The sequence below is a fragment of the Paraprevotella xylaniphila YIT 11841 genome (assembly GCF_000205165.1).
GTDB classification, from domain to species: Bacteria; Bacteroidota; Bacteroidia; order Bacteroidales; family Bacteroidaceae; genus Paraprevotella; species Paraprevotella xylaniphila.
The window spans coordinates 13,347-25,967 of sequence record NZ_GL883846.1 but is presented as its reverse complement, the minus strand read 5'-3'; the positions used below and the strand labels follow the sequence as shown (position 1 = coordinate 25,967).

The window sequence follows — 12,621 nt, the reverse complement described above, 5'->3', positions numbered from 1 at the left end:
TATTTCCCGCATCCGGCATCAATAACTTGCCGAAGGCTTCTTCCAACTAAAGTCACTCGTACGGAAACCTATGCGCAGGCCTATCCCCCAATTGAATTCCTCACCCACGTAGGCACCTTGCAAAAAACCACCAAGGGAAAACGAACGTCCGAATTGGTGCTCGTAGCCCAAACGGGCCATCCCCCAAAAGCCATTCAGGTTCTCGTCCCGGCTATCCCTCAAAACATCATCGCACACGTCGTATTCATAATCCACCACTGCATAGCCACCGTAAAGGTTCAAGTAAAAACGGTCGATTTGGTTGCTCAACAAATCGAAACCCGGCCCTAAGGCAAACAACATCTGCGTCTTCTTGTCGGCCAAATTATCGCTGACGAGGCCGAAATCCGATTCCAACGTAATCGGCTTGGAACCTTCGTAAGTTGACAAGCCGACCAGAAACGCACCGTACACACGCCGCTTGGAATGCCCTTCGGCCTCGACCGCCAAGGTGTAACCGGAGTTTTCAAACGTGTGGGCAAAGTTCTCATAGGCACCGGAAAAAGAATATTGGACCCACCCATGCCCTTGCGCCCTTACCGAAACTACAGCGCAGCACACCATAGCCAACATCATGTAAAACCTCATCCGTTTCATACATTACCTCCTTTCTCTGTTTCGTCCATTCCGTCTAGCAATGGAACGGCCATCACTTCATAGCTTCCATGCCCTTGTTCCCTTCCGGGAGTATACCGGTTGCAGATTTCTTGAAAATCAAAAGCATCCACCTCTTTATCTTCAATCTGCCCACACAATACGGGATCGTCGGCCAACAACTTGCACAAAGCCTTTCTTACCACAGCCTTTGTCCGTCCCAACGTGGAAAGGAATTGCCCCTTTCCATCTTCCTTAATGCCTATTATATACACATCCCCATCAGCAAAACTCATAGGAGCCAACTCACCCTTGCGGTTGAATTGCCAATCAAAGGCCAACAAACCTATCTTCAGATGCCTGCCCACACCTTGGCAATTAACCCAACCCGGTTTGCTTTCCTTTCCGCCACGCGCCACGTAAGGCACATAAACAAACACCCCGGACTGCTTTCCGTCACGCCTGAAACGCAACTGTTCCACTTCGCCCGACTTGATTTTAACCCGCTTGCCTTCATCCGTCACCAAACGAAACGACTTGCCTTGGAAATCAGGTAAAAACGTCTTTCCCACATATCGTGTACTGTCCGCCATCAAGACCATGGCCTCTTCCTTTCCTATTTCTTCATGGAACAAAGAAGCTACGCTACACGAAGGCAACAGACAGGCCACCACCATACATGCCCCCATCTCCGCAATAGGAACGGATAGCCTTTTAACCAATTCTTTCATAAACCGTATTATTTTAAGTTTATTCACTGTCATCATTACGAAGTACACTGCAAATATACATATCGATATGTATATACTATATAAAAAGCCACAAGTTTAACCCTCATTAACATAAAAAAAAAAAACAGAAACTAAAGCTTCTTATAGCAAACGTATCATCAATAAACTTGTTGTTTTTTAGTTACTTTTGTAATAGAAAAAACATGCAAGCACAAAATGATGAACGAAAAGAAGAAGACAAGAAAGGCCAGACGCACAAAGGCAGACATAGAAAAAGCCATAAACGAAGCAGCCCGAAGCACCATCATGGAAAAGGGGTTCGCGCAAACGACCATTTTAGACATTATCAAAAAGGCAAAAATAGAACCTGCCACTTTTTACAAACGCTATAAGAACCTAGAAGATTTTTACAACAACTTCACACATCAATTTGATTACTGGTTCAGCGACACTGTCAAACACTCCACGTCCGGAGCGTGCTCGGAAGAACGTTACTCCAACATATTAAAAGGACTACTCAGAGGATTGGGCGAAAGTCCCCTGATGCAGGAACTGCTCAGGTGGGAAGTAACTGACGCAAACGACATAACCAAACATACGGCACAAAACCGCGAACTTCACACCTTGCCACTCGTAGGGGGATATGAAGAAACTTTTAAAAACACAAGCATAGACATCAATGCCGTATCTGCCCTACTCACGGCCGGCATTTACTACCTCACCTTACACAGCCCATGCGCACCATTTTGCGGCATCGACATAAACACAGAAGAAGGATTCAAACGCATAGAGACATCCTTAGAAAAACTCACCCATATCCTTTTCAACCTGCAGGGGTGGAAATAAGGCATCTCCCGGGAAAGAGGATTGCCTCCTCTCCATTCCGGGAGATGCCTTACATACTATGGCAGCACGACCTACGGATTACAATCCGCGTCCGTGACAGTTCTTAAATTTCTTTCCGCTACCGCAAGGACAAGGGTCGTTACGTCCCGGAAGCTTCTCAGCCACTACCGGTTGCTGCTTCTGCGGTTCACGCGTATCCTGACGGGCAGCTGCCTCCTGGTTGGGGTCGGTCAAGTCCTCGCGGGATTCCACGTATCTCTCCTGACGGGGAGCCGGTTCCGGTTCGGCCTCACGCACCTGTTCGGGCTGCTGCACCGGAATCTGCCCGCGCATCAGTACGCTGACGGTCTGGTTGTTAATCTTGTCCACCATGGCATCGAAGAGCTTCACGCTTTCGAGTTTGAAAATCAACAAGGGGTCTTTCTGTTCGTAGCTGGCGTTCTGTACGGAATGTTTCAGCTCGTCCAGTTCGCGCAAGTTCTCTTTCCACGCCTCGTCAATGGTATGCAGCATGATGGCCTTCTCGAAAGCCTTCACGATGGAACGGCTTTCCGTTTCGTAAGCCTCTTTGAGTGGAGTGGAAATCTGATAAATACGACGTCCGTCCGTCACGGGCACCATGATGTTCTCATACATGTGCCCTTGTGCCTCATACACCTGTTTGATGACAGGCTGGGCCACAGCAGCCAACATATCCGTCTTTTGCTTGAAACGTTCCATGGCAGCCTGGAAGGCCTTTTCGCACAAATCTTCACGCTTCATGCTGTTCATCTCGTCCTCCGTAAACGGCACTTCCATGGCCATGACCTCGATAAAGCCTTCCTTGCAACCCTGATAGTCGTTATTCTCGATGATGTTCACGCAACGGTCCCAAATCATATTGGAGATGTCCATCCCGATACGCTCCCCCATCAGGGCGTGGCGACGCTTCTCATAAACCACCGTACGCTGTTTGTTCATCACGTCGTCGTATTCCAACAGACGCTTGCGCACGCCGAAGTGGTTCTCTTCCACCTTCTTCTGGGCACGCTCGATGGCATTGCTGATCATCTTGTGTTCAATCATCTCGCCGTCTTCAAAGCCCAACTTGTCCATCACCCTGGAAATCCGTTCGCTGGCAAACAGACGCATCAGCTTGTCCTCCAAGGACACGAAGAAAACGGATGAACCCGGGTCTCCCTGACGTCCGGCACGACCGCGCAACTGACGGTCTACACGGCGGCTCTCATGACGCTCCGTACCGATAATGGCCAAACCGCCGGCTTTCTTCACCTCGTCGCTCAGCTTGATGTCGGTACCACGACCGGCCATGTTGGTAGCAATGGTCACCGTACTGCTTTGTCCGGCCTGTGCCACGATATCAGCCTCTTGTTGGTGCAATTTGGCGTTCAACACGTTGTGAGGAATCTTACGCATCTGCAACATCTTGCTCAACATCTCGGAAATCTCCACCGAAGTCGTACCGACCAAAACGGGACGTCCGGCCTTTACCAGTTCTTCTATTTCCGTGATGACGGCCTTATACTTTTCACGCTGTGTCTTATACACACGGTCGTTCATGTCCTTACGTGCAATCGGACGGTTGGTCGGAATCTCCACCACATCGAGTTTATAGATGTCCCAAAACTCGCCGGCCTCGGTTACGGCCGTACCGGTCATACCGGCCAACTTATGATACATACGGAAGTAGTTCTGCAAGGTAATCGTGGCAAAAGTCTGGGTGGCAGCCTGCACCTTGACATGCTCCTTGGCTTCCACAGCCTGATGCAAACCATCGCTCCAACGACGCCCGTCCATGATACGTCCCGTCTGCTCATCCACAATCTTCACCTCGCCGTCGATGATGACATATTCATCGTCGCGGTTGAACATGGTGTAAGCTTTCAGCAACTGCTGCAAGGTATGCATACGCTCGCTCTTCACGGCATAATCGGAATAGAGCTGGTCTTTCTTCATCACGCGCTCTTCGTCGGAAAGCGACTTGTCCGCCTCCAAAGCCGACATGGCTGACGTGATGTCTGGCATGACGAACAAATCCGGATCGGAAGTAGCCTTAGACAACCAGGCAAAGCCCTTGTCCGTCAAATCCACGCTGTTCAACTTCTCATCCACAACGAAATACAACGGTTCCACAGCCTCGGGCATGCGCTTGTTGTTGTTTTCCATATAGATTTCCTCGGTCTTCAACATACCGGACTTGATTCCCTGTTCGGACAAATACTTGATCAAAGGTTTGTTCTTGGGCAACGCCTTATGGCTACGGTACAGTTGCAGGAATCCCTGCTCCACCTTTTCCTTGTCTCCCGAAGCTATCATCTGCTTGGCCTCGGCCAGATATTGCGTAGCCAACTGGCGCTGTACGCCCACCAACTTCTCTACCAAAGGTTGGTATTGTTCGAACAACTGGTCATCGCCTTTAGGCACAGGCCCGGATATAATCAACGGCGTACGGGCATCGTCGATCAATACGGAGTCGACCTCGTCCACGATGGCGTAATTGTGTGCACGTTGCACCAAATCCTTGGGATTCGTTGCCATATTGTCGCGCAAGTAGTCGAAACCAAACTCGTTGTTCGTTCCGAACGTGATGTCGGCCAGATAGGCACGACGGCGGGCGTCGCTGTTGGGCTGATGCTTGTCGATACAGTCCACACTCAAACCGTGGAACATGTAGAGCGGCCCCATCCACTCGGAGTCACGCTTGGCCAGATAGTCATTGACCGTCACCACATGCACGCCGTTTCCGGTCAGGGCATTCAGGAACACAGGCAGGGTTGCCACCAATGTTTTACCCTCTCCGGTCGCCATCTCGGCAATCTTGCCTTGGTGCAGCACGACACCACCGAAAAGCTGCACGTCGTAGTGTATCATATTCCACACCGTATCGTTTCCTCCTGCCGTCCAATGATTGTGGTAATGCGCCGTGTCGCCCTCAATGTCCACGAAATCGAACTTTGCCGCCAACTCGCGGTCAAAATCGTTGGCCGTCACGTCCACGATTTCCTGAGTGGCAAAACGCTCGGCCGTAGACTTCACGATGGAGAACACCACCGGCATGACTTCGTTCAAAGCCTGTTCGTAGCGTTCCAACACGTCTTTCTCCAACTTGTCAATCTGCGAAAAAAGAGAAGAACGGTCTTCAATCGGCATTTCTTCCACCTTTGCCTTCAACTCTGCAATTTTAGCCTTGAGGTCGTCGGCCGAAGACTGCACGTACTTTTTCACTTCCTGCGTCTTGGCACGCAGGGCATCATTACTGAGTGCCTGAATTTCAGGGTAAGCTTTTTTCACGGTCTCTACCAACGGCTGAATCAACTTCATGTCCCGGGTAGACTTATTCCCGAAAAGCTTGCTCAAAAACTTGTTTATATCCATATATTTTGTTTTGTTTTTTATTCACGCGATGCGCTTTGCGCTTCTTTGCGCAAAGTTAATCAAAAAAAGTAAAAGAATAGAAAATTATTTAAATATCTTCATCAGCGGACGGCCGATAAAGGGGCTGCGGAACATGCGTTGGGAGCGCGGATACGCATGAAACGGGCCACAGTGGGGGCGATACAATCCACCGTCACCGGCGTCTTTACCGTTTCAGGCCGTACGTTACACCCAAAAAAGAAAATGGGAAAACCTACGTATGAAGCCCTTTCCAAGGTCTGTTCATGCGTCTCTTCGTTGACAACCTTCCAACCTGGAGATACTTCAATGAAAATATCTCCCGAACGCATCTGGTTGAAGCTGTTCCTCAAACGGCGTATTTCGGTCTCTCCCGCAGACAAAGCCAACCGTTGGGAAGTGTACACGTCTTTTACACCGGCCATCTGTATCAAGAAAGCCTGCGCACGTGTCAGCACGTCGCTCAAATTCAGTTGTTTGTCTTCTATAAGTTTCTGGTTTAAGAACAGTTGCGAGCCGAACTCCGTCTCGACATACTGCCCTTGGCCATATACTGCCATCAGGTACATGTTCAACAACGCAGAAGCACGCGTCACGCTGAACGTACCGGTGGGTATACGGTATTTCGAGAAATCGGTGATTTCGTCATCGGTATATCCCGTAGAAGTAACGACCAATAAAAAACGCCCGGCTCCTACTTTCTTTTCCAACATCGTAATCAACTCTGCCAATTCAAGGTCAAGGCGCACATACGTGTCCTGCAACTCTACCGGAACCTCGGCTACCGGCTTATGATCAAACGTCCCTGCATAATACGTCAGAGACAGGAAATCCGTCACAAGGTCTTCGCCCAACTCGGTATGATCCAAACAATGTTTGGCGAAACGGTTGACTTCGTCATTGACATAGGCACTGGTCTTGAACTCATAAATCTTACGGTCCCCTGCAAACTTATGTGTGAACCCCTTGCTCTCTTGAGGCGAAATAAAGAAATTGAAATTCTCTACAATCGGACTGATTGGGGTCCAGGACAAATCGGAAATACGACCGGACAAACGGTCGGAAACATCATAACGTAAGGCCCAATCCGGATACTGGCCATAATAAGACGTACTGCTCCACTGCCCGGAAGCATTGTCTATCCAAAAAGCACCGTCGGCGGCATGCCCGGCTGCTAAGATTGCAGCATCGGCATCCGGGGCAATGCTGTACACCAAAGCCCGCCCTCCGGTAGCCATCTTCAGTTCATCGGTGACGGTCGATACATTCAACGCCACCGGAGAGTACTTCTCGGAAGTCAGCCATCCCTCGCACGCTGTGTCGTCCACACAATACATCGGACGCAAAGTCTTACGATCCATCCAACGTCCGCCCACGATTCCATTATCGTAAGGCACCGTGCCCGTCATGATACATGCCACTGCCGAGGCACGGTCTATGTGGGAAAAAGGATAGGCTGCATCCATATAGCTACGCCCGTCGCGCATCACCTTATTGAAACCTCCGGCTCCGAAAAGCGAAGAAAAGGCTTCCATATAGTCCGTACGCAACTGGTCTATCGTCACGTTGACCACCAACCGAGGGACAGGATGCGACGTCTGGGCTTCCATATTGGCCCAGGTCAGTACCATAATCAACGGAGTCAGAAAACGATAGCTTCTATAATGCATGGCTTGCTTATTTTTCTTTTTTTCGATAGCTTATCCAATAACTACACGAACGTAGCAACAAAGCTAAGGCCAAAGGTACAATTACCACACAGAAATCTTGTGGTATCAGGGCAGAAAAAAACATAAATAATATTAAAACCGACGCGTTTAATGGATGGTAGTAAGTTTTTCTCCTTTTAACTGCACACCAAACTACCCACGGCATGGCCACCAACGGAATGGGATTGAAGACCCAAATCTGCCAATTCGAGCCTACTGTGGGATGAACGGAGAAGAAAAAGAGAAACGTGACCACCAATCCGATTCCTCCGACCAATGACATCAAAAAAATGTCTATCCCCCAAAAACATGCATGACGCCACCGTTCCACTACGGTCAACCCCGCCACGCAAAAGAAAAGTATCCATGCTGACAGTGCCGGAGACCAAGGGAATTCTTTCTGTATTTCCACATCACGCCCTTCAACCACTTCCGATTGAGACAACACCAACGGCCGCGTACTGCCGTCAGATTCCTGAATCACCGCGTCATTGGCGTAACGCAACAAATAAAAAGGAGCGAACATCTCGTCACGTACAGAAATAGGACGGTCGGCCTCCGCCCCCAAACAAATGTCATTACCCAATTCCGCCCAAGGATGCTGAGCCGTATACTGATGAATAATCTCGCGATATGTACGGACAGTGTCCTGTTCCGGATAAATAATCTTTCCTTCCACAGCCTCCTCTATACGGTCGCGCGCCCGCGTCGTACAATTATCATAAAGAAAGTTGTAGCGGTATTCCCTGTTTTCCGGACGCATATTCTCTACCAACAACGTCCAAAGCCGTTCCTTCTCCGACGCACTCAGATTCAGCACTTGCTGATAGACGGTCGACCCGCGCTCTTCATATTCCTCGGCAAAGTAAGCAAAAGGCAAGGCTCCAATCTGATAATCACACTCGCCTCGCGTAAAGCGCCATATAAAATTCGGACGGTTAAAGCTGAACACCCCGTAATTAAAAACCCAATCCTCCGCCGTGGTATATGATTTCACACGAATGGCCGTATGGCCATACAAAGAATAAACCTCGGTTCCGGGAGAACAAGTCAAAAGGCTAACCTCAACAGAGTCGGCCCGAAAGGCATGAGCCACTCCTCCTATATATAATAGGGTGTATAAAAACAAAAATCTCAAATATCTCATTCCATGCCATATTTAGCTTTGCAAAGTTAGTGCATTTTCCCTTTTGCCCCATGCCATTCACAGAAAAAAGCGAGACGAGCATCTTTTTGACAAAGAATTAATCTGCCATGTTATTTTTTGATTAACTTTGCAACCGCAAAGCATGAACACGTGAACTTAATCATAGACATAGGAAATACGTTGGCCAAACTGGTAGCCTTTGACGGTGACACTCCGGTGGAAGAAATCAAGACCTCAAATGAAACACTGGAACGCCTGCCGGAGTTCGTGAATAAATATGCGTTTAAACAAGGTATCGTAGGAAGTGTGTTCGGCATCACCGCAGAAGCCGAACGACAACTGAAAAGGCTCGACTTCCCTTTGTTGTATTTAAATGCACAGACTCCCGTCCCGATTACAAACGATTACCGGACTCCGGATACGTTGGGGGCGGACCGGTTGGCTGCGGCCGTCGGTGCCTACATGCAATATCCTGGACATGACATCCTTATTGTCGATGCCGGGACATGCCTGACCTACGAATTCATCGACAAAAACGGACATTACAAGGGGGGGTGCATTTCCCCAGGACTTCAAATGCGCCTAAAAAGCCTCCGCGCTTTCACGGCCAAACTTCCGTTGATAGACAGCGAGGGGCCGCTCTTGGACATCGGATATGACACGGAAACGTCTATCCGCTCCGGAGTCATTCAGGGTATGAAGTTTGAAATTGAAGGGCGCATCAAATATTTCCAAGAAAAATACCCGTCCCTTTTGGTTTTTTTAACTGGCGGCGATATTTTTAACTTTGATAGCAAAATAAAAAATCTCATCTTTGCAGACAAATATATAGTGCCCAGAGGGCTAAACCGAATATTAGCATTTAATAATGAGCAGTCATAAACTTATACTATGCGTGTTGCTGACCATGGCAACACTATATGCTCCCGCACAAACCAATGGTTCAAACTCCCCGTATTCCCGCTTCGGACTCGGCAGCTTGAAAGACCAGTCGCAAGGTTTCAACAAGGCTATGAGCGGAGTGGCACTGGGCTTTCGCGACGGGAACCGCATCAACATGCAAAATCCGGCATCTTACTCTGCCATAGACTCTTTATCATTCATATTCGACGTAGGCCTCACGCTGCAAAACGTAAATTTCAAAAGTGGAGGTAATAGTATCAATGCGCACAACACAACGTTGGACTATATCAACGCCGGCTTCCGTTTGTGCCCGGGACTGGGATTTTCATTCGGTTTTATTCCTTTTTCCAGTATTGGATACAACTTCTCGGAAAGCAAATATCTGGGCGACCATTTCAACAGCGGTTCGACCATGACTTATACCAACAGCTATACCGGCGACGGAGGGCTGCATGAGGTGTACGTGGGTTTGGGGTGGAATCCGTTTGCAGATTTGTCTATCGGAGCCAATTTCGGATACGTTTGGGGAAACTATGCCCAAAACATCACACAGACATTTTATGAAAATGGAACAGCCACTAGCGCAAGCAACGGATTACGTCGACAAATAGATGCCGACCTCTCATCTTATAAAATAGATATCGGTATACAATATCCTATACAACTTGGTAAAAACGACGTTTTGACTCCCGGTATTACATACGGTATCGGACATGCGATCAACTCTCCCGCCCATTATTACAGTTATGTGGCCAATGGAGACACCACGAAATCAGTCATAGAAAAGGCTTTTGAACTACCCACATCTTTCGGAGTCGGATTGGCGTGGGCACACAAAGAACAATGGAAAATAGGTTTGGACGTAACTCATCAAAGGTGGGGAGAATGCCGCGTGCCTCAAATCATAAACGACAAGTTTGTCAGCACTACGGAAAACTATATGAACCGTACCAAAATTGTTATCGGAGGTGAGTTCCAACCGGACCGTTACAGCAATAAATATTTAAGACGAGTACAGTACCGCGCAGGAGCATCCTTTTCCACACCTTATTATAAGGTAAACGGACATGACGGCCCACGGGAATTCGGCGTAACGGCGGGATTCGCCCTCCCCGTATCCAACAATATCAATAACCGTTCCGTGGTCAATATCGCATTTCAATGGGGCAGATCCGTTCCCGGCGTATCATCTTTGATTACAGAAAACTACCTGCGGCTCAACGTCGGTATTACGTTCAACGAAAGATGGTTCATGAAATGGAAGATTCAATAATGAGGAAAAGTAAGATAAAGTCTACGGCGGGATTGTCCCGTTCGACCCACATAACAGTCTCCGTTTGGGCGACTGTTATGCTTATTTTAGTACTCTCGTGTTCTACGGAAAAGTCAAACCACGCTCCGGCCATAAACGAAAACGACTCCTTACCTTTCATGCAATCATGGGGCATCTCGACCCTTATTTCGGACTCCGGAGTCATCCGCTATAAAATCACGGCAGAAGAATGGAATATCTACAATACGACCAATCCGCCGCGATGGACTTTCGTAAAAGGCATACTTTTGGAAAAGTTCGACTCCACGTTCCACATCGATTGGTTTGTGCAATCGGATACGGCATATTGCCACAACCAACAACTATGGGAGTTGCGCGGACGTGTGGTTATACGAAACCAAGAGGGTACTGTCTTTACCAGCGAAGAACTTTTTTGGGATATGGACCGTCACGAAATGTATTCCAACATGTTCATGACCATCCGGAAACCGGATGAATTCCTCCAAGGTTATAATTTCCGTTCCAACGAGCAAATGACACGCTACTCTGTCAGCAATGCCAATGCCGAAACGCCTTTCAGCGATAGTGGCAGTTCGTCCTCCAATGACTCGGTCATGCGTGCCGCTCCCACCAAACCCAATCAGCCATGACACTGACCATTATAGAAATCATCATCATACTGTTGCTCTCCGCTTTTTTCTCGGGGATGGAAATTGCATTTGTCTCTTCCAACAAACTTCGAGTCGAACTGGACCGCAGCGATGCCAGTCTGACGTCCAAAATTCTGACCATATTCTATACACGCCCAAATGATTTCATCTCAACCCTTTTGGTCGGAAACAACATTGCGTTGGTCATCTATGGTATTTTAATGGCAGGAGTGATTAACGAATTCGTCCTTTCCCCGATCCACTTAAACCAAAATGAAGGGCTGAATGTGGCTCTGCAAACCATCATTTCAACCCTAATCGTGTTAGTAACTGGAGAGTTCCTTCCGAAAACGCTATTCAAGATAAACCCGAACCGTATGCTGAAGATATTCGCCGTTCCGGCGTTTATCATCTACATTCTACTTTATCCCGTATCCAAATTCACCAGTGCGTTATCTCGCGGCATATTGCGCCTGATGGGACTTAAAGTAAACAAAAAAGCGTCGGAACAGGCTTTTACCAAAATAGACTTGGACAACCTGATACAGTCCAGCATCGAATCGGTTCAAAATGAAAACGAAATTACGGATGAAATCAAGATATTCCAAAATGCCCTGTACTTCTCGGAAGTCAAGGTTCGGGACTGTATGGTGCCGCGAACAGAAATAGAAGCGGTGGAAATCAGTTCATCCATAGAAAACCTTAAAAACAGGTTTATTGAAAGCGGAAATTCCAAAATCATCGTTTACAAAGAAGACATTGATCATATCGTAGGCTTTATCCATTCATCCGAAATGTTCCGGAATCCGGCTGACTGGACTTTACGAATTAAAGAAACTCCTGTGGTCCCGGAAACGATGTCTGCCCAGAAGTTATTAAAGAAGTTCATGCAGCAGAAAAAATCTCTGGCTATCGTAGTAGACGAATTCGGCGGAACTTCGGGAATCGTAACGATGGAAGATTTAGTAGAAGAAATCTTCGGCGATATTGAAGACGAACACGACAATACAAACTACATTGCCCAAAAGGTTGATGAGAATGAATACGTCCTGTCCGGACGACTGGAAATAGAAAAAGCCAATGAATTGTTGGGATTGGATTTGCCGGAATCCGAAGAATATGTCACCGTCAGCGGATTAATTCTACATCAATACCAAAGCTTTCCGAAACTGAACGAAATCATCAGATTCGGCCATTTCGAGTTCAAAATCATCAAGAATACAACGACAAAAATAGAACTTGTACGTCTGAAAATCATCGAATAACTAAAATTTAGCCTGACAGACATGAATATGTGCGAAGATTTTTGTATCTTCGTGCGCTTAAATCGTTTAAA

10 protein-coding genes are annotated in these 12,621 nt (G+C 47.8%); 5 read left to right on the top strand and 5 right to left on the bottom strand.

Going from position 1 to position 12,621, the window contains the following annotated elements; translation table 11 throughout:
* Nucleotides 1-18 precede the first annotated feature (18 nt).
* Entirely contained in the window at nt 19-636 is a 618-nt protein-coding gene (locus HMPREF9442_RS07470; protein WP_008627010.1) for a DUF481 domain-containing protein, read from the bottom strand.
* Nucleotides 633-1,364, bottom strand: a complete 732-nt coding sequence (locus HMPREF9442_RS07465; RefSeq protein WP_147639894.1) for a hypothetical protein — start codon at nt 1,362-1,364, stop codon at nt 633-635. The genes HMPREF9442_RS07470 and HMPREF9442_RS07465 overlap by 4 nt, the downstream gene beginning before the upstream one ends.
* 216 nt (nt 1,365-1,580) lie before the next feature.
* Between HMPREF9442_RS07465 and HMPREF9442_RS07460 the strand changes: the two genes are divergently transcribed.
* On the top strand, nt 1,581-2,210 hold the full coding sequence (locus HMPREF9442_RS07460; RefSeq protein ID WP_008627008.1) for a TetR/AcrR family transcriptional regulator: 630 nt from the start codon (nt 1,581-1,583) through the stop codon (nt 2,208-2,210).
* A 78-nt stretch (nt 2,211-2,288) separates the two neighbouring features.
* Here HMPREF9442_RS07460 and secA read toward each other — a convergent pair whose 3' ends face one another.
* From secA to HMPREF9442_RS07445, 3 genes are all read right to left on the bottom strand, one after another.
* Complete coding sequence (gene secA, locus HMPREF9442_RS07455; RefSeq protein WP_008627007.1) at nt 2,289-5,585, bottom strand: preprotein translocase subunit SecA; 3,297 nt, start codon at nt 5,583-5,585, stop codon at nt 2,289-2,291.
* Between the two features lie 101 nt (nt 5,586-5,686).
* On the bottom strand, nt 5,687-7,234 hold the full coding sequence (locus HMPREF9442_RS07450; protein ID WP_008627004.1) for an alkaline phosphatase family protein: 1,548 nt from the start codon (nt 7,232-7,234) through the stop codon (nt 5,687-5,689).
* 46 nt (nt 7,235-7,280) lie between these two features.
* Complete coding sequence (locus HMPREF9442_RS07445; RefSeq protein WP_008627002.1) at nt 7,281-8,459, bottom strand: Lnb N-terminal periplasmic domain-containing protein; 1,179 nt, start codon at nt 8,457-8,459, stop codon at nt 7,281-7,283.
* 150 nt (nt 8,460-8,609) lie between these two features.
* On the opposite strand from HMPREF9442_RS07445, the gene HMPREF9442_RS07440 reads away from it, so the two are divergent.
* From HMPREF9442_RS07440 to HMPREF9442_RS07425, 4 genes are read left to right on the top strand one after another with little or no spacing between them, the layout of a single operon-like run.
* Entirely contained in the window at nt 8,610-9,341 is a 732-nt protein-coding gene (locus tag HMPREF9442_RS07440; RefSeq protein WP_021980636.1) for a type III pantothenate kinase, read from the top strand.
* A gap of 25 nt (nt 9,342-9,366) precedes the next feature.
* Nucleotides 9,367-10,635, top strand: a complete 1,269-nt coding sequence (gene bamG, locus HMPREF9442_RS07435) for a BamG family beta-barrel-assembly machinery protein (RefSeq protein WP_232038487.1) — start codon at nt 9,367-9,369, stop codon at nt 10,633-10,635.
* The gene (lptC, locus tag HMPREF9442_RS07430) at nt 10,620-11,285 is read left to right on the top strand and encodes an LPS export ABC transporter periplasmic protein LptC (RefSeq protein ID WP_008626997.1); all 666 of its coding nucleotides are present in this window, start codon (nt 10,620-10,622) and stop codon (nt 11,283-11,285) included. The genes bamG and lptC overlap by 16 nt, the downstream gene beginning before the upstream one ends.
* The gene (locus HMPREF9442_RS07425; RefSeq protein WP_008626995.1) at nt 11,282-12,550 is read left to right on the top strand and encodes a hemolysin family protein; all 1,269 of its coding nucleotides are present in this window, start codon (nt 11,282-11,284) and stop codon (nt 12,548-12,550) included. The genes lptC and HMPREF9442_RS07425 overlap by 4 nt, the downstream gene beginning before the upstream one ends.
* Nucleotides 12,551-12,621: the final 71 nt, after the last annotated feature.

Coding starts and splice junctions, on each gene's coding strand:
- HMPREF9442_RS07470 (WP_008627010.1), bottom strand. CDS start 636: ATGAAACGGATGAGGTTTTACATGATGTTGGCTATGGTGTGCTGCGCT.
- HMPREF9442_RS07465 (WP_147639894.1), bottom strand. CDS start 1,364: ATGAAAGAATTGGTTAAAAGGCTATCCGTTCCTATTGCGGAGATGGGG.
- HMPREF9442_RS07460 (WP_008627008.1), top strand. CDS start 1,581: ATGATGAACGAAAAGAAGAAGACAAGAAAGGCCAGACGCACAAAGGCA.
- secA (WP_008627007.1), bottom strand. CDS start 5,585: ATGGATATAAACAAGTTTTTGAGCAAGCTTTTCGGGAATAAGTCTACC.
- HMPREF9442_RS07450 (WP_008627004.1), bottom strand. CDS start 7,234: ATGGTACTGACCTGGGCCAATATGGAAGCCCAGACGTCGCATCCTGTC.
- HMPREF9442_RS07445 (WP_008627002.1), bottom strand. CDS start 8,459: ATGAGATATTTGAGATTTTTGTTTTTATACACCCTATTATATATAGGA.
- bamG (WP_232038487.1), top strand. CDS start 9,367: ATGGCAACACTATATGCTCCCGCACAAACCAATGGTTCAAACTCCCCG.
- lptC (WP_008626997.1), top strand. CDS start 10,620: ATGGAAGATTCAATAATGAGGAAAAGTAAGATAAAGTCTACGGCGGGA.
- HMPREF9442_RS07425 (WP_008626995.1), top strand. CDS start 11,282: ATGACACTGACCATTATAGAAATCATCATCATACTGTTGCTCTCCGCT.